The sequence below is a fragment of the Acinetobacter sp. AHP123 genome, assembly GCF_023757925.1.
GTDB lineage: Bacteria > Pseudomonadota > Gammaproteobacteria > Pseudomonadales > Moraxellaceae > Acinetobacter > Acinetobacter oleivorans.
In genome coordinates this window covers 759,670-776,571 of sequence record NZ_CP092454.1, presented here as the reverse complement: position 1 = coordinate 776,571, position 16,902 = coordinate 759,670, and the positions used below count along the sequence as shown (strand labels likewise).

The 16,902-nt window shown below is 41.3% G+C and carries 14 protein-coding genes; 3 read left to right on the top strand and 11 right to left on the bottom strand.

The window, feature by feature from the left end; genetic code table 11:
• Positions 1-25: 25 nt before the first annotated feature.
• From nusA to MJX77_RS03640, 3 genes are read left to right on the top strand one after another with little or no spacing between them, the layout of a single operon-like run.
• On the top strand, positions 26-1,510 hold the full coding sequence (gene nusA / locus MJX77_RS03650) for a transcription termination factor NusA (protein WP_003654584.1): 1,485 nt from the start codon (positions 26-28) through the stop codon (positions 1,508-1,510).
• Between the two features lie 10 nt (positions 1,511-1,520).
• Complete coding sequence (gene infB / locus MJX77_RS03645) at positions 1,521-4,220, top strand: translation initiation factor IF-2 (protein ID WP_005301836.1); 2,700 nt, start codon at positions 1,521-1,523, stop codon at positions 4,218-4,220.
• Entirely contained in the window at positions 4,220-4,621 is a 402-nt protein-coding gene (locus tag MJX77_RS03640) for a ribosome-binding factor A (RefSeq protein WP_005301838.1), read from the top strand. The genes infB and MJX77_RS03640 overlap by 1 nt, the downstream gene beginning before the upstream one ends.
• Before the next feature lie 54 nt (positions 4,622-4,675).
• On the opposite strand, the gene MJX77_RS03635 is transcribed toward MJX77_RS03640, so the two are convergent.
• From MJX77_RS03635 to MJX77_RS03585, 11 genes are all read right to left on the bottom strand, one after another.
• The gene (locus MJX77_RS03635; RefSeq protein WP_005301841.1) at positions 4,676-5,080 is read right to left on the bottom strand and encodes a Na+/H+ antiporter subunit G; all 405 of its coding nucleotides are present in this window, start codon (positions 5,078-5,080) and stop codon (positions 4,676-4,678) included.
• Between the two features lie 12 nt (positions 5,081-5,092).
• Entirely contained in the window at positions 5,093-5,368 is a 276-nt protein-coding gene (locus MJX77_RS03630; RefSeq protein WP_004795001.1) for a monovalent cation/H+ antiporter subunit F, read from the bottom strand.
• Positions 5,365-5,892: a Na+/H+ antiporter subunit E gene (locus MJX77_RS03625; RefSeq protein WP_252060576.1), complete on the bottom strand. Its 528-nt coding sequence runs from the start codon at positions 5,890-5,892 to the stop codon at positions 5,365-5,367. The genes MJX77_RS03630 and MJX77_RS03625 overlap by 4 nt, the downstream gene beginning before the upstream one ends.
• A 2-nt stretch (positions 5,893-5,894) precedes the next feature.
• On the bottom strand, positions 5,895-7,706 hold the full coding sequence (locus MJX77_RS03620) for a monovalent cation/H+ antiporter subunit D (protein ID WP_252060575.1): 1,812 nt from the start codon (positions 7,704-7,706) through the stop codon (positions 5,895-5,897).
• Positions 7,706-8,074, bottom strand: coding sequence for a Na+/H+ antiporter subunit C (locus MJX77_RS03615; protein ID WP_003654595.1), 369 nt, complete (start codon positions 8,072-8,074; stop codon positions 7,706-7,708). The genes MJX77_RS03620 and MJX77_RS03615 overlap by 1 nt, the downstream gene beginning before the upstream one ends.
• Positions 8,071-10,923 carry a monovalent cation/H+ antiporter subunit A gene (locus tag MJX77_RS03610; protein ID WP_252060574.1) on the bottom strand — a complete coding sequence of 951 codons (2,853 nt, stop codon included), beginning with the start codon at positions 10,921-10,923 and terminating at the stop codon, positions 8,071-8,073. The genes MJX77_RS03615 and MJX77_RS03610 overlap by 4 nt, the downstream gene beginning before the upstream one ends.
• Before the next feature lie 316 nt (positions 10,924-11,239).
• Entirely contained in the window at positions 11,240-12,631 is a 1,392-nt protein-coding gene (locus MJX77_RS03605; protein WP_252060573.1) for an AAA family ATPase, read from the bottom strand.
• 23 nt (positions 12,632-12,654) lie between these two features.
• Positions 12,655-14,157 carry a UvrD-helicase domain-containing protein gene (locus MJX77_RS03600; RefSeq protein ID WP_005301860.1) on the bottom strand — a complete coding sequence of 501 codons (1,503 nt, stop codon included), beginning with the start codon at positions 14,155-14,157 and terminating at the stop codon, positions 12,655-12,657.
• 9 nt (positions 14,158-14,166) lie between these two features.
• Positions 14,167-14,940 carry a bifunctional phosphoribosyl-AMP cyclohydrolase/phosphoribosyl-ATP diphosphatase HisIE gene (hisIE, locus tag MJX77_RS03595; RefSeq protein WP_005301863.1) on the bottom strand — a complete coding sequence of 258 codons (774 nt, stop codon included), beginning with the start codon at positions 14,938-14,940 and terminating at the stop codon, positions 14,167-14,169.
• A gap of 174 nt (positions 14,941-15,114) precedes the next feature.
• A complete protein-coding gene (locus MJX77_RS03590) occupies positions 15,115-15,501 on the bottom strand; it encodes a VOC family protein (RefSeq protein ID WP_005301864.1) in 387 nt (128 codons plus the stop codon).
• A 26-nt stretch (positions 15,502-15,527) separates the two neighbouring features.
• Positions 15,528-16,841, bottom strand: coding sequence for an FAD-dependent oxidoreductase (locus MJX77_RS03585; protein WP_252060572.1), 1,314 nt, complete (start codon positions 16,839-16,841; stop codon positions 15,528-15,530).
• Between the last annotated feature and the right edge of the window lie 61 nt (positions 16,842-16,902).

Sequence of the window (16,902 nt, the reverse complement as noted above, 5' to 3'; positions counted from 1 at the left end):
TTTATAAGAAATCGGTAGGTGACTTATGGGCCGCGAAATTCTTACCGTTGTTGAAACGGTTAGTAATGAAAAAGGTGTTAGTCGTGAAGCGATCTTCGAGGCTTTAGAACAAGCTCTAGTTGCTGCAACGAAGAAAAGATTTTACGAAGGTACGCATGCTGAAGAAGCTCAGCTTCGTGTAGAAATTGATCGTAAAACTGGTGATTACAGCACATTCCGTCAATGGACTGTTGTGGCAGATGAAGATCATGAAATGCCAGCTTGCCAAGATGCGATTTCTGACCTTGACCCATCTAAATGGTCAATTGGTGATGTTCGTGAACTCGAAGTAGAATCTATTGAGTTTGGTCGTATCGCTGCACAAATTGCAAAACAAGTTATCGTACAAAAAATTCGTGAAGCTGAGCGTGCTTTAGTTGCTGATGCATACGAGTCTAAAGTTGGTGAGTTAATTTACGGTGAAGTGAAAAAACAAACCAAAGATGGCTTTATTATTGATTTAGGCGACAACGCTGAAGCTTATCTTGCGCGCGAAGAAATGATTCCTAAAGAAATTCTTCGCCCGAAACAACGTATGAACGCTATTTTATACAATGTGAACCGTGAAGGTCGTGGCGCTCAGTTGTTGTTATCACGCGCTAAGCCTGAAATGTTAATTGCTTTAATGAAAAAAGAAATTCCTGAGATTTCTGAAGAAATTATTGAAATTAAAGCAGCGGCACGTCAACCAGGCGTTCGTGCTAAAATCGCAGTGAAAACAAATGACCATCGTATTGACCCTGTAGGTGCTTGTATTGGTATGCGTGGTACGCGTATTCAAGCAGTACAACAAGAGTTAAACGGTGAACGTATTGATGTAGTGGTCTGGTCTGATGATCCAGCTCAGTACATTGCAAGTGCATTAGAACCAGCTGATGTTTCAGGCATCGTGCTTGATGAAGATGCAAGAAGTGCCGATATTATTTTTGCAACCAGCGATCAATTGGCTCGCGCGATTGGCTCACAAGGCCAAAATGTTCGCTTGGCTTCTGATTTAACTGGCTACAAACTCGACATGATGCTTGAAGAAGAGTATCGTGCTCGTCAGCAAAATGAAGCTCAGCAATATCTTGATATGTTTGTATCACGTCTCGATATTGAAGAAGATTTAGCAATGGCATTGGTGGAAATGGGCTTTACCTCTTTAGAAGAGATTGCTTATGTTCCCGCTGAAACTTTTGACGAAATTGAGCTTGATGCTGAATTGGTTGAGTTATTGCAAAGTCGTGCAAAAGAAGCAGCACTTACTGATGCTTTGAAACAGCAAGAAAATATTCAAGAACCGAGCGCAGACCTTCTCACTATGGAAGGCATGACTTCTGAGATCGCTTACTCGCTTGCCGCTCGCGGTATTATTACTGTCGATGATTTGGCAGATCAAGCTACTGACGATATCTCTGATATTGAAGGACTTGATCATGAAAAAGCAGGTCAATTGATCATGAAAGCTCGCGAATCATGGTTTAACTAGGAGATGAAATATGACGGACAAGTCGATTAAAGAGTTAGCTCTCAGTGTAGAACGTCCTGTTGAGAAGCTCCTAGAACAGGCTCGTGAAGCAGGTTTGCCTCAACGTACAGCAGACGACATTATTACCACTGAACAACAGGATACTTTAGTCAATCATTTGAAAAAAGTGCATGGTCAGGAAAGTGGTAACACAGGAAAAATTGCGTTGAAACGTAAAACAACCAGTACCGCTAAAGTTGCAAGTACTTCAGGTAAAGCAAAAACAATTAACGTAGAAGTACGTAAAAAACAGGTTTTTGCTAAACCAAACCCTGAACAAATTGCAGCTGAAGCTAAAGCACGTGCAGAAGCTGAAGCTAAAGCACGTGTAGAACAGCAAACGCGTGACACTGCCCAGCAAAACGCGCGTCTTCAAACAGAGCAAAAAGCAAAAGCAACTTTAGATGCGATGCGTGCTGCTCATCAACAAGATAGCGCTGCTCAGACAGCTCCTAAAGCTGCTGTAGTAGTGAAAAAACGTGGTGGTGGTACAGTAAAACCTGCACCAAAACCAGCAGAAACATTAGAGCAAAAGAAAGCTCGTGAAGCACAAACAGCTCAGTTGAAAGCAACTGAAGAAGCTGCGCGTCGTAAAGCGGCTGAAGAAGCTCAGCAACGTACACTTGAGCAAATGCGCAAAATGGCGTCTAAGTATTCAAGTGACGAAGCTACTACCACAATTCGTGTGATTGATGATTCTCCACTTGCTTCAGGTCTAGTAGGCCAAGCTTATGAAGATTCATTCAAGCAAGAAGACCGTGAAATTAAACGCGGTGGCGCAACCACTAACCCTCGTGCGGGTAAAAAAGGTGGTCGTCGTGGTCAAGAAGAGCAAAGCTTTGTTAACCATAACAAACGTGGTTTAAAATCAAGCCAAGCTAATAAGCACGGATTTGAAAAACCAGTTAAAAAGCAAGTTTATGATGTAGAAATCGGTTCAAGCATTGTTGTTGCCGATCTTGCTCAAAAAATGGCGATTAAAGTACGTGAAGTTATCAAAACACTTATGAAAATGGGTGAGTTGGTTAATCAGGAACAAGCTATTGACCAAGATACAGCAGCACTTGTTGTTGAAGAAATGGGCCATAACCCTGTTTTAGTTTCTGATACTCAAGCGGAAGATAACTTGCTTGAAGCGGCTGAAGAAGCTCGTGGTGAGCAAACAACTCGTCCGCCAGTTGTTACCATTATGGGTCACGTTGACCATGGTAAAACATCATTGCTTGACCGTATCCGTCGTTCGAAAGTGGCGGCAGGTGAAGCAGGTGGTATTACCCAGCATATTGGTGCATATCACGTTGAAACAGACAAAGGAATCATTACATTCCTTGATACACCGGGACATGCTGCGTTTACTTCAATGCGTGCACGTGGTGCTAAAGCAACAGATATCGTGGTATTAGTTGTTGCGGCAGATGACGGTGTAATGCCACAAACTGCAGAAGCAATTGACCATGCGCGTGCAGCAGGAACTCCAATTATTGTTGCAATCAACAAAATGGATAAAGAATCTGCTGATCCAGACCGTGTGTTAAATGAATTAACAACGAAACAAATCGTTCCAGAAGAATGGGGTGGTGATGTTCCGATTGCTAAGGTTTCTGCACACAGTGGACAAGGTATTGATGAACTCCTTGACTTAATTCTTATTCAATCAGAATTGATGGAATTAAAAGCATCTGCTGAAGGTGCTGCACAAGGTGTTGTTATTGAAGCGCGTGTTGATAAAGGCCGTGGTGCAGTAACTTCTATTCTTGTTCAAAACGGTACATTAAACATTGGTGACCTCGTTCTTGCAGGTTCGTCATATGGTCGTGTCCGTGCAATGTCTGATGAAAATGGTAAGCCGATTAAATCAGCAGGACCATCTATTCCGGTAGAAATTCTGGGTCTTCCAGATGCTCCAATGGCAGGTGATGAAGTTCTTGTTGTAAATGACGAGAAGAAAGCGCGTGAAGTTGCTGATGCTCGTGCTGACCGTGAACGTCAAAAACGTATTGATCGTCAAAGCGCAATGCGCCTTGAAAATATCATGTCGTCAATGGGCAAAAAAGATGTTCCTACAGTGAACGTTGTTTTAAGAACAGACGTACGTGGTACTTTAGAAGCATTGAATGCAGCTTTACATGAATTATCTACTGATGAAGTAAAAGTTCGTGTAATTAGTTCGGGTGTTGGCGCGATTACTGAGTCTGATGTGATTCTTGCTGAATCTTCAGAAGCTGTATTGTTAGGCTTTAACGTTCGTGCTGATACAACTGCTCGTCAGAGAAGTGACCAAGACGGTATCGATATTCGTTACTACAGCATCATCTATGAATTAATTGATGATGTGAAAGATGCCATGAGCGGTAAACTTGCTCCTGAACATCGTGAAACTATCTTGGGTGTTGCTGAAGTACGTGAAGTATTCCACTCAAGTAAGTTTGGCGCAGCAGCAGGCTGTATGGTACTTGAAGGTGTATTGCATCGTAATAAACCGATTCGCGTATTACGTGATGACGTGGTTGTGTTCCAAGGTGAGCTTGAATCTCTTCGTCGCTATAAAGAAGTGGTTGAAGAAGTTCGTGCCGGTATGGAATGTGGTCTTGCGGTGAAAGGTTATAAAGACATCAAAGTGAAAGATAAAATTGAAGTCTATGATGTTCAATTGATTAAACGGAGTCTTTAATGGCGGGTAGCCAACGCTTAAAGCGCATGGCGGATTCAGTTCAACGCGAGTTGTCTGAGCTGATTCGTCAAGAGCTTAAAGATCCTCGCTTAGGTGGTCTAGTGACCATCTCTGCGGTGAAAGTCAGTGCAGACATGGGTTATGCTGAAGTTTATGTCACCGTAATGGGACGTGAGCTTGGCGATGAGCAAAGTGAAGCAGCAAATAAAGAAACTTTAGATGTATTAAATAAAGCTTCTGGTTTCTTGCGTCATGAATTGAGCCGTCGTATCAAGACACGTATTACGCCAAGATTGCGTTTCCATTATGACAAGACGAATGCTTATGGTAACTATATGTTTGGTTTGATCGAAAAAGCGGTAAATGATTTACCGAAACGCGATTCAGACGAAGAACAGTAATATAAAAAATAAAAAAGCCACCTTCGGGTGGCTTTTTTATTGATGGACTTTTTCCTAGTCTTTAGGAGGGTCCATAGGCGGTTTATTTTGCGAGAAACGCTGGCCAATTTTATAACGGTCCCAAGGCAAGGGGCGTTCAATTGACTCAGGAACTTCTCCACTCAATGAGCGCAAACGTAAATGTAGCGCAGCTTGAGCAATTAAATTTGCTGAAACCGGTGCGGTGATAAAAGCTAAAAGTGTGATCAGTAGCTCGGCAAAACCAAAGCGGCCTTGAAAAGCAAAAAAGATCATAGATGCAATCAAAAAGCTGCCTAATCCTAACGTACTCGATTTTGTGGGTGCATGTAAGCGCATGAATAAGTCAGGCAAGCGCACCATGCCAATCGAGCCGACTAACATAAAGAAAGCACCAAAAACCAGAAAGACTGAAACAATAATTTCCATTACGAACTGCATTTTGATCTCTCCTTAATCGATTACATGACCGGTTGTGAAGTAACGTGCTAAGGCTGCTGTAGATACGAAACCTAGCATTGCAACCAGTAGGGCTCCTTCAAATAAAGAGGTCGTCATCCAATAAATGCCTAAAACAACAATGAGGCAAGTTGCATTTAAGAAGAGAGTATCAAGTGCTAAAAGCCGATCTACAATTGATGGGCCTATGACTAATCTGAAGAGGCAAAGTAGCATAGAGATGGTAATGGCAATTGAGCTAATACCTAGAGCATAGGGTAGAATGGTCATGCACTTGCCTCCGTTTTGCTTTTTACATCAAAAATTTCCATAAGTGGAATTTCATAACGTTGTTTGATGTCTTCAATATCAGATTCGGTATTATCTGTGCTCAAAGCATGAACCAGAATATCTCCACGTTCCTGATCAATACCCGCAGAAACCGTACCCGGCGTTGTTGTGATGATCATTGCCAGTAAAGTATTAACCTGCTCATGTTCCGTTTCTAATGGCACACGATACCATTTTGGATGTAAATTTTTGGTAGGTCCCAAAACGAGCTTTGCCACTCGAAAGTTAGAAATGACAATATCCCAAAGAACCACAAAGCATAATTTAATAGCTGGTTGCCAGTGAATATGCGGTGTACGGGTGATAAACGGTTTAACTAAACGAGGAATAATTAAACCCAGCAGTACTGCCGTCAGAATGTCACTAGCATCAAGACTATGTGAAAGCATCAGCCAAAATAAAATGATAAGAACGGAAACAAATGGATGTGGAAACCAGCGTTCAAGCAAATGAGATAACTGCATTTTTATGGCTCCATAGGTTTCAATTGACTTTCATCAACAATGGTAGGCGTTTGTAGTTTGTCCTGTTGCTGAATTTGTCGAAGTTTATATTCCGAAATATGTTCACCATTGAAGGTATCTTTCGAAATAATATCTGGAACGAGGTAAGCATTATGATCTTCAACCTCACCACCATATTTAGTTTCTGGCAGGTAAGCAGGGTCAAATGGTTGTACGCTGATAGCTTCACCATTTTTATCTACTTTAAGAATAGTGCGTTGGTAAAGTGCGTGGTCTTGAATCTGCTGAGCGGTACTTAATGTGTAATGCTGAATTGGTGCAGCAAAGACGACATAAGCGATTAAGCTGGCAAGTAACACATAAATTACTTGATCATTACGTGGTGGTGCTCGTTCTGGTAATGCTCGATAAAGAATATAAGCCGGATGGATTGGATCTTCCTCTGGTGGTGTTGCTCGCCAGAACAAGATAAAACCAACTCGCGTTAGAGCAATAATACTTAATAGGCTCACAACAAGCACAACCCCAATGATCCAACCTTGATAGCTGGCTTCGACTGTCGCTTGTAAAATAAATACCTTTCCAAGAAAACCACTAAAAGGTGGTAAACCCGCGAGCATCATGGCAATCAAGAAATAAGTCACCATAGCTGCTTTTTCTTGTTTGATTCTTGGGGCAACTTTTAAATGATCTTTAAAATCGCCACGTTGTGAAGTTATCCATCCACAAAATAGATAAAAGGCCGCGCCAATTAGCGTACTGTGCACTAAGTAATATAAAGCACCAGACCATGCTTGTGTATTTGACATGGCAATTGCTGTGAGCAATGTACCAATTGAAGAAAGTACCATAAAACCGACAAAGCGACGTAAACGATCTGCTCCAATTGCTGCAATCACACCGTAAAGTGAAGTAATCAAACCAATTGGAAGTAACCAGCTTTTTAAAATTTCTTGGCTAAGAGCATCGTCAAATACTGTTCCATTTACACGCAAAATCGAATAGATCCCGACCTTGGTCATAATGGTGAAAATTGCAGCCACAGGTGTACTTGCAACAGCATAAGTTTTTGGTAGCCAAAAACCTACAGGAAGCATCGCTGCTTTAATGCCAAACACTACAAATAAAAGCAGGGCGCCTGCTACGGCTAATTTGTGTTGATCTGCTTCAAGTGTCGGAATAAGGCGTGAAACATCCGCCATGTTGAGGCTGCCTACACTGCCATAAATCATACCAAGGCCGATTAAGAATAGGGCAGAGGCTAGAAGATTGATAATGACATAGTGAACGCCAAGCTGAAAACGTGGTTTGCCTTGCCCATGTAAAAGCAAAACATACGAAGCCATCAACAAGATTTCAAAAAAGACGAAAAGGTTAAATAAATCGCCTGTTAAAAATGCTCCGCAGATACCCATTAATAAGAAATGCACCATGGCATGGAAATAGCGACCACGGGTATCCCAATTGTCGCTTGCATACCATAGAACTGGAACGACTAACGCGTAGGTCAGTACCAGCATAAATGCAGAAAGACGATCTAATACGAGCACAATACCAAACGGTGCTGACCATTCACTCAGCTGGTAAATGGTAATTTGGCCTGTACTTGCAAAGCTTAAATATACAATTGCGGTAACTAATCCAGCAATTGCAGAAACAAGACTAATGCCACGGCGCCAAGGTTGTCGCCAGTCCTCTTTTAAAGCCCCTGCACCTGGGTTGCCTAGCAGTAATAAGATAAAAGCAGTAAATGCCGGAATGAGAATGCTAAAAATCGGCGCATGTTCTTGCCAGAAAGATAAAAAATCAAACATTACGGCTCATCCTCACGTGGGTCGTATGTTGGAGAGATGTCTTCTTTAGCATCAACATGATCACTACCTGATTCATAACGGCTACGCAGTGCCAGTTGTACAATAAAAGCGGTGGTTGCAAAACCGATCACAATGGCTGTTAACACCAGCGCTTGAGGAAGTGGATCGGTTATTTTTGTTGTTTCAGTTAAAATTGCGGGTGAGCTAATTTGTAATCGGCCCATCGCAAATAAAAATAGGTTTACAGCATAGCCAATTACCGCTAATCCAAGCACGACAGGGAAAGTACGAGCACGTAAAATCAGATAAATACCTGTGGCAACAAGTAAACCAATCGCAGAAGCCAATAAGAATTCTAAACTGATCATGATGATTCCTCCCGATGTGGTACTACAGGACCAGACATACTTGAGTGGCGAGAGTCTCCCAATACCGAGATGAGCAACATCGTTGCACCAACCACGGTGATATAAACCCCTAAGTCAAAACTCGCAGCCGAAGCCAAATGTAGTTTTCCTAAAATTGGTAATTCAACATACACGTGCGCGCTAGTCAGGAATGGGCGTAACCAGAACCATGCAGCTACACCAGTAAGCCCAGCAATGGTTAACCCTGAACCAATCCACACTTCATAAAGACGACCTGATTTTGCTTTAAGTAATTGTTCTGTCTGGTCTTGACCTAGCGCAATATATTGAATGATTAACGCCATTGAGGTGATTAGACCTGCAATAAAGCCACCACCTGGATAGTTATGGCCTCGCATAAAGATATAAACACTTACGACAAGCGCCAATGGCAATACCCAAGAGGCTGTAATACGGAACATGAGCGGAGATGGATTAAAACGGTAGGTGAGACCTTGAGTTATGGTTGTACCATGTACACGCATACCATCCATGAGGCAAAGTGAACCAATAGCAGCAATGCCTAGTACTGTAATTTCACCAAAGGTATCGAAACCACGGAAGTCAACTAAAATGACATTTACAATATTTGAGCCACCACCAAGTGGTAAAGACTGCTGCGCAAAGAACCATGAAATCGAATTATGATCACGGGTTAAAATCAGCCACGCAATCCAGCCTATTCCTAAGCCTCCAACAATCGCTAAAGCAGCATCTCTTAAGCGTCTAGAGCGAAGAGATTCATACGGTGTTAACTGTGGAAGTAAAGATAAACTCATTAGTAACAGAACGGTGGTTACAACATCCACGGTAATTTGAGTCAGTGCCAAATCTGGCGCTGACATGGTGACAAACACCATCGTTACCACTAGACCAATTGCACCACTAATAAGGACTGCTTTAATACGCTCATGATGGAACCACAGCATCATCCAGCAACCTGAGAACAGGGTTAGCCATAGAACGATGGCAATCCATGGGGCATGAGTAAGTTCACGTGTGCCTGTAGTGAGCCCTTGATTAAGGAGCGGCATAGTGACCATGATGACGCTAAAAGCAATGATCAAGAACAAGTAACTTTGCAATGAACCATTTTCAGTTTTTTGTTTAATTTTTCGGCTAGTAAGCAATAGATGTTTTAAAAATAAATCAAATAAAATGCGGCCTTGCAATCTACCAAGACGTGGGTCAAGGTCAATTTTACGAATCATGCCATCTTTTGCCAAAGCAAAATAGAACAGTGAGCCGCCGACTAAAGCAATAATACTCATCACAAGAGGAGCATTGAATCCGTGCCAAATCGCAAGATGAGTTCCTGCAAATTCTGGTTGCATCAAGCTTGCTCTGGTTACGCTATTTACCAGTGGTTCTACCAACAAAGAAGGTAAAACACCAACCAAGATACATAGCACAGCAAGAAGAAGGGCTGGTGCGCGCATGCCCATTGGCGGTTCATGTGCATCTTTATTTGGCACTTGCTTACCAATCGGACCGTCAAAAAACACGCCGTGCACTAAGCGAATTGAATAACTCACTGCAAAAATACCAGCAAGCGTTGCAATGATGCTGGCAAAGATAACTGCTGAACCGGAAAGATTCGCCAATAGCTCGGTAAAGAACATCTCTTTAGAAATAAAGCCATTGGTCAGTGGTACACCTGCCATAGAGGCAGCGGTGATCATGGTTAATGTGGCAGTGAAAGGGAGTAATTGCCAAATACCACTGAGTTTTCGAAGATCACGTGTACCTGTTTCATGGTCAATGATCCCTGCAATCATAAAGAGTGCAGCTTTAAATGTTGCATGGTTAATAATATGAAAAATAGCAGCAGCAACTGCTAAAGGCGAACCGATACCAAGTAAACAAACAATGAGCCCTAAATGGCTAATCGTTGAATAGGCTAACAGCCCTTTTAAATCTTCTTTAAAAATGGCAAAACATGCTGCCATACAAAGTGTAAACAGGCCGATAAATGTCACGATATTGTGATAGATCGCAGCGCCGACAAAAATTGGCAGTAAGCGGGCAAGTAGAAAAATCCCGGCTTTTACCATGGTCGCAGAGTGTAGGTAAGCAGACACCGGAGTTGGTGCTGCCATTGCATTTGGTAACCAAAAATGGAATGGGAACTGTGCACTCTTTGTAAATGCACCAAGCAAAATAAGTAATAGCATTGGAACAAATAGAGTATGAGCTTGAATGGCGTCTTTCATGCCCATGATGTCACTAATTTCATAGGTTCCAGTGATTTGTCCTAATAGAACAAATCCACCCAATAACGCCAAACCACCCATTCCTGTAATAGTGAGCGCCATTCGAGAGCCGCGTTGCGCAGCTTCATAATGACTCCAGTAACCTACTAACAAAAAAGATGAAATACTGGTGAGCTCCCAAAAGACTAATAAAATAATAAGATTATTAGAGAGCGAAATACCCAGCATTGCTGCCATAAACAGCATGAGTAAAGCATAGAGTTTGCTTAAAGAATTTTTAGGGCCAAGATAGTAATAGGCGTATATGTAAATGAGGGTACCGATACCGGTAATAAGTAAAGAGAATAGTAAACCAAGAGCATCGAGTCTGAAGCTTAGATTAATTCCTAATTGAGGTAACCAATCCCAGCTTTGTTGAATGCTTGCACCACCAAGCACAGTTTTAGCTTGAGTCAGTAATAAACCAAAACTGGTTAAACTGACTCCAATTGCCCCTAAAGCCGTTACTCCACGCGAGAACCGTTGAAGCAATGAAACAAGGGTGGTGCCTAATATTAACGGTAATAAGATAATTATCGGTAGCACACTCGTATCCATATGTGATTTAGGCCGAAACCTAAAGGTGAATTTTTAATTTCAGAATAGATAGGAATTCAAAGAGAGTTCCAAGACTTTGTTATTCTGAAAACCCAACCAAATTAGAAAATAAAGCGAGAAACAAGTTGTATTGCGCAACTTGAAGAATAAAAACGCAAAATGAAATTTATTGTACACTAAAAAAGCAGTAAAAATCTGATGTTATTACATGTAGTAACAACATCTAGTTATTTTTAAAGCTAAAAAACCTGACTTAACCATATATTTTGTGACTCTGCTTTTTAATTATAAAAAGAGAGCCGATTGATTATAAAATTTAAACAGAAGGGCTTTCTTCTGGTGTGTCTCCTGCATGAATCATGCGTAGCAATTCGTTTTTTTGTTGTTCATTTAAACCCTGAATTTGCTGAAATAAAACATCAACCTGTGCTGGAGAGGGAGTAGGGTCTATTAAGCTTGGAAGCTGCGTTTCAATATGTGGAACTAATGACTCGCTTCTTTGGAGTAATGTATAGATGTGTTCAAGCTGGTGTTTGGTGGTATTTAAATCAAGATGACTAATTTTACCATGCTCTAATTTTAAACATTGATAGGCCGAGGCATGTTCTAGTAACTCTTCACGACTTCCAGTTGCAATAATTTGTAAGCGTGGAAATGCTTGATGTAGTTTGTTTAAAATTTCTGAACAATGCTGTGCATCGAGTTGTGCGTCAATTTGATCGATCAATAAAATTCCTTCCCCTTCAAGGCAAGGATTTAGGCTTAACGGATTGAGTAAACAGAGCCTGCGGGCAATATCGCCTACTAAAGCAATCCATGTTTTTGTGGTGTTGGAAAGTTGCTGAAAAGGTAGGATTTGGCCATCATAGTCAGCCATAAGTTGAAGCCTAGGCTGATATTGCAAATATAAGTCTTTGAGCTCAGGCAAAACAATATTTAATGCATTTTTAAGAGCGTAGAGGTTAGGTGTGGTGAGCTGTTTAGGGTGCTCAGATAACTCTTTTTGAAGCTCATTTAATAGTTCTGTCTGATCTTGTGGATCTGATTGCTTAGATTTAATGCGTTGTACGAGATGTGCAGCTTGAGCATTTTCGATATCGCTAATTTCGCGTAGCCATTCAAAAAAACGAGTGAAGGTTGTGAACGGAACTGGACTAATATCATAGGCTGAAATGGCTTGAGTTATGCCGGGTAAATTTTTATTGAGCAGATTAATATCATTTACAAATCGCTCGGCTGGGTAGTAAGCGATTAAGGGTAACCCTTGTAATGGATCTTTTTTGATGACTTGTTGATAAAGGGCCATAGTTTGGTCAAGTTGTTGAGTTTCAACTTGGCTGATTCCAATGCCATTTGAATTTAGGGTTTTAAAAAGCTTCCAGCTACACAGCGAAGAATCTACCTCTTGTGCAGAAGTACTTTCTGGTAAAGAGCCAATTTCTGGTGGAACTTGAAGGGTCACTTCGATTTTTGACTGTAGACGCGATTGAGTAATGTCTTGGTCAGGCATAACAATACCGGGACTACGTAAATCTTTAAAACGGGCAGGGAACCAAGTTAGAGCATGGTAAGTATGTTTGAGCAACATACTTTTACCCGTTGCTTGTTCACCTAAAATTAAGGTAATCGGCTGTTTTTCATATTGAAACTGTATTTTAAGATCGTGAAACAGAGCAATATGTTTAAATTGGATAGATTCAAGTTGCATAGGCTCACCTAATTATGAGCGCTTCAACCAACCGATTGACGAAGACTTAAAGGCGCCCTTAGTTTTAATTGTTGTATCAGATCATAAAGATGATGGATATTTAGACTTACTTTAGCACGAGTACAGGCAACGTAAAGTAATCTTAACTCTTCATCACTAATTTTGTGTTCTAAGCCATTAATTTTAAATTGATAGTCATCTTCAATATGAACGCGATTCCATTCTAGCCCTTTCGCTTTATGAGCTGTAGAGATGACATAGTCAGCCTGCTCAAGTGGAGTAATCTTTGCAAGTGCTTTTTTTAGCGGGTCAGTGCCGTGATCATCAACCAGTTTAACCAATGGCTTAATGTCACTACCTTCATTGGTTTCACAGTACTCATGTACATCGTGCCATGAGTTAAACCATGCCAATTCAGGAACGTCAGTAACTCGTTTTCCTTGCTTTAAGAGGCTGGCAGCGTCTACAAAACGGTTTAGTTTTTGATGATCCGCCTGCAAACTCACTTTGTCGCCGTGAACTAAGCCTGCTAATAAAAGTTCCATTGCACGAGCATTGGTGCGGCATAAAATCGCATCACGCATTTTGGTATGCGGTTTATTCACTACACTTGATTTCTGGTTTGGATTACCAAGTAAGGGAACAGTTTCATTTAAACCGCCCAGCAGTGCATTGGCCACATCGGCAATCGTTTCGCCAAAACGAAAAGAAGTGGTTAACCGAGATTCCGGCAAGGGCAATTGTTGCATGGCATTAATTGCACCACGCCAAGCGTAGATTTGTTGATGCGCATCACCGACATAAATAACTTGAGTATTTTTTTGGCGAAGCAAAATGCCTAGCATTAGAGGGTCAGCATCTTGTGCTTCATCAAACAAGACGTAGTCAGTAGGAATGTTTGGCTCAGACAATGCCCAAAGTTTGAGATAAATGTCATGCCCAATACCAGCTTGATGGTTTTGGTCAATCGATTCTAACCAACGTCGTTCCACAGCAGGGTAAAGGTGATTTTGTAATTCGATAATATCGTCTGGATGCAACCAGTTGGGCGCCTGAATATGTCGAGGTGCCGGATATTGAGAGCTTGTTGAACAGAAATAGCTCACTGCATTTGCGACAAGACTCGCTAGACGGCTTGGCATTAAGACATATTTTTCGTAACGCCCGCCCATCATGCGTCGCAGCGTAATGGGTTCTAGTCGATATTCTTTAGCAATAAAGCTTGGACTTAGTCGTGGTAGACGTAATTTATCAGTCACACCGCGCGGTACACTACGAAAAGCAAGCGAGTGAAAAGTACGGCAGTCTACATTACGATGAAATTTATTTTGTGCTTCACCAGCAATAGCTTTGTTAAATGCTAGATACATACCACGCCGTTCAGGCATGGCATCGCTAATCATTTGTAAAGTGGTGGTTTTACCTGTGCCCGCATAGGCAATCACTTTAAATGATTGCCCAAGACGTGCGTTATCTATGGCAATTGCTTGCTCATAGGTTGCTTTAGGTTTTTCAATATTCGACACTGAGTGATTTTAAACCTTGTTGCGGTTAGCTTTTTCAACTAAACCAGATAAACCCTGACGACGAGCTAATTCGTCAATAATAAGTTGTGGATTAAGATCGAAATAACCCAACATCACAATAGTATGGAACCACAAATCTGCTGTTTCATAAACGAGATCGTTTAAGTGAGCTTCTGAATCCTGTGCAGCAAAATCTTTAGCAGCAATAATTGCTTCTACACTTTCTTCACCCACTTTTTCTAAGATTTTATTGATGCCTTTTTTGTAGAGGCTTGCAACATATGAAGTATCAGCTTCAGCTTGCTTGCGCTCTTGCATCAATTGCCCTAAGTGAGCAAGTACATCGACTTGTTCAGTGGTGTGAGCATGATCGTGGCTTTCAGTTTTAGCTTTATCACCATAAATTGCAGTAGGATCTTTTAATTGTGCATCGACAATTTCCCAACCCTGTGGTGTGAGTTTACGATAGAAACAAGACTCACGACCCGTATGGCATGCAATACCACCGTGTTGTTCAATTTGTAGAATAATTACGTCGCCGTCACAGTCCAGACGAATTTCATAAACTGTTTGAAAGTGGCCTGATTCTTCACCCTTGTGCCAAAGTTTTTGGCGAGAGCGAGAGAAATAAACAGCCTGATTTTTTTCTGCTGTGAGCGCGAGTGCTTCACGGTTCATCCACGCCACCATCAAAATACGTCCGGTTTGATGATGTTGAGCAATGGCAGGGATAAGACCTTGTTCGTTAAATTTTACTTCATCGAGCCATTGCGTGTTATTCATGAGGAATCACCAAAGAAATATGAACTATAAATTGATTTCAATCAGATGCTAAAAAATAGCTTGTATAGTGTACGGCATCAACGTCGCTTTGCGGAAAAATTCTTTGTCCTTTTTGTCTTTGTCAGCGGAACGAACATCTTGTAACGCTTACCAGTCAGTATCTTATTCAAGTGGCTAAGACGTGAGGATATTTGAAATCTCAATCAAATTTTGATCTGGATCGCGAATATAAACTGAAAGAATAGGGTGCATTGCACCCGTACGTTCAACGGGGCCTTCTTCAATTGTAATATTTAATTGATTAAGGTGCGCAATCACTTCGGAAATGGGAGTTTCTGAAATAAAACACAGGTCAGCAGATCCGGGAGTTGGCTGTAATGCCTTAGGTTCAAACTCATTACCTTGCTGGTGTAAATTTATTTTTTGATTTCCGAACTGTAGAGCCTTTCTATCACCTTTAAAAGTGATGACCTCAAACCCTAATACAGTTTGATAGAAATTACAGGTGGTTTCAATATTTGAGACGGTTAAAACAAGATGATCAAGATGGCTGATTTTCATGTGTTATTCACTATCATTTAGTTGGGTTAATAGTCAGACAAAGATTCGCTTTTTAAATTGAAAGCACGGCTTTCTTTAGGTAATTGAGCCACTCGATCATAATCAATTTGCTGAAATGGACCAGTCTTTAAACCTGAAATTGTGATTGCCATTTCTTTTCGAAAATAGTGGATTTGATATATCCAAGGGAAAACTAAATCTCTTAAGCCTCCAGCCCACCAATGTTCAGATTGATAAAGTGGTGTTAATAAGCGACTAAGAAATTGATAAAACTGGGTGGGTGAGCGGCGAAGCTGGTGGTAGTGCTGCCAGAGTAGGGGCCAATCAATCTTTTGATTCTTTTGAGCATGTTGCAATGATTGAGAAAAAGCCCAAGCATCCAATAATGCCATATTTGCGCCTTGCCCCAACTGTGGGCTCATTGCGTGAGCGGCATCGCCAATCACTCCAATTCTGCCTTGACCAAATTGAGTCATGACGACATCACGGTAATTTGCAGATAGCCATTTAGGTTGAGTTGGACTGTTATACAAAATCTCTTTTAACCATTCTGCAACTTTGGGCCAGCGCTCTGAGACTTGTTTTAACCAAATTTGTTTAGCTTGCTCATCTTGCAGAAAGCTTTGTAATTGTGGAGTAGGTAAACTCCAGAAGATACTCGAAAGGCGCTGCTTAGGTTCTGTTGGAATTGCTCCTGTAGGAAGAATTCCCATCATAATTTTCGAGTGATCATAAAATTGATGCAAAATTTCAGAATCGAGTACTTGGCACTCAGGTACGATACTCCATGCAGCGCCCCAAGGATAGGCTTGGTCAACCTTAACCCATGCTTTGGGGCGTAATTGGCTGCGAGCACCATTGGCAATAAGTACAGCATCAAAGCGAGCATCAAACTTTTGATTTTGATGATTTCCGAATAGCTGAACTTCATTGTTATGTTCTTCAAAACTCTCAACAGAATGGTTCATACGCCAAGTAATTTGGCTCGAATACTCACTAAGCTTTTGGGTGAGCGCATGACATAAAGTAGCTCGGTGTATACCTAAACCATAGAGGGTTGTAGATGCTTCGTGATAGTGGCTGTTGACTAAAAGACGCTTGTTGGGAAGTTGCCCCTCTAAACCTGTTACTTTTGCTCCTAATGTTAGAGCCTTATCGAGCACACCTAAATGTTCAAAAACTGCTAAGCCCGCAGGTTGTAGTAATAAGCCTGCACCTACTGGAGATAACTCATCAACTTGTTCAAAAATAGTAACGTCATTACCTTCACGGGCGAGCAAAATTGCACTGGCTAAACCTGCGGTACCGGCACCGATAATCGCAAAATGAGGTGTTTTCATTGTTTGTTCTTTTGATGCATTTATAGATTCAATTTAGCAATCAACGAATAGCTGATCTATA

What these genes read in the sequence shown, in the direction of transcription:
- hisIE (WP_005301863.1), bottom strand. Translation starts at nt 14,940, where the DNA reads ATGAATAACACGCAATGGCTCGATGAAGTAAAATTTAACGAACAAGGT.
- MJX77_RS03590 (WP_005301864.1), bottom strand. Translation starts at nt 15,501, where the DNA reads ATGAAAATCAGCCATCTTGATCATCTTGTTTTAACCGTCTCAAATATT.
- MJX77_RS03585 (WP_252060572.1), bottom strand. Translation starts at nt 16,841, where the DNA reads ATGAAAACACCTCATTTTGCGATTATCGGTGCCGGTACCGCAGGTTTA.
- MJX77_RS03640 (WP_005301838.1), top strand. Translation starts at nt 4,220, where the DNA reads ATGGCGGGTAGCCAACGCTTAAAGCGCATGGCGGATTCAGTTCAACGC.
- MJX77_RS03610 (WP_252060574.1), bottom strand. Translation starts at nt 10,923, where the DNA reads ATGGATACGAGTGTGCTACCGATAATTATCTTATTACCGTTAATATTA.
- MJX77_RS03630 (WP_004795001.1), bottom strand. Translation starts at nt 5,368, where the DNA reads ATGACCATTCTACCCTATGCTCTAGGTATTAGCTCAATTGCCATTACC.
- infB (WP_005301836.1), top strand. Translation starts at nt 1,521, where the DNA reads ATGACGGACAAGTCGATTAAAGAGTTAGCTCTCAGTGTAGAACGTCCT.
- MJX77_RS03620 (WP_252060575.1), bottom strand. Translation starts at nt 7,706, where the DNA reads ATGTTTGATTTTTTATCTTTCTGGCAAGAACATGCGCCGATTTTTAGC.
- nusA (WP_003654584.1), top strand. Translation starts at nt 26, where the DNA reads ATGGGCCGCGAAATTCTTACCGTTGTTGAAACGGTTAGTAATGAAAAA.
- MJX77_RS03615 (WP_003654595.1), bottom strand. Translation starts at nt 8,074, where the DNA reads ATGATCAGTTTAGAATTCTTATTGGCTTCTGCGATTGGTTTACTTGTT.
- MJX77_RS03605 (WP_252060573.1), bottom strand. Translation starts at nt 12,631, where the DNA reads ATGCAACTTGAATCTATCCAATTTAAACATATTGCTCTGTTTCACGAT.
- MJX77_RS03625 (WP_252060576.1), bottom strand. Translation starts at nt 5,892, where the DNA reads ATGCAGTTATCTCATTTGCTTGAACGCTGGTTTCCACATCCATTTGTT.
- MJX77_RS03635 (WP_005301841.1), bottom strand. Translation starts at nt 5,080, where the DNA reads ATGCAGTTCGTAATGGAAATTATTGTTTCAGTCTTTCTGGTTTTTGGT.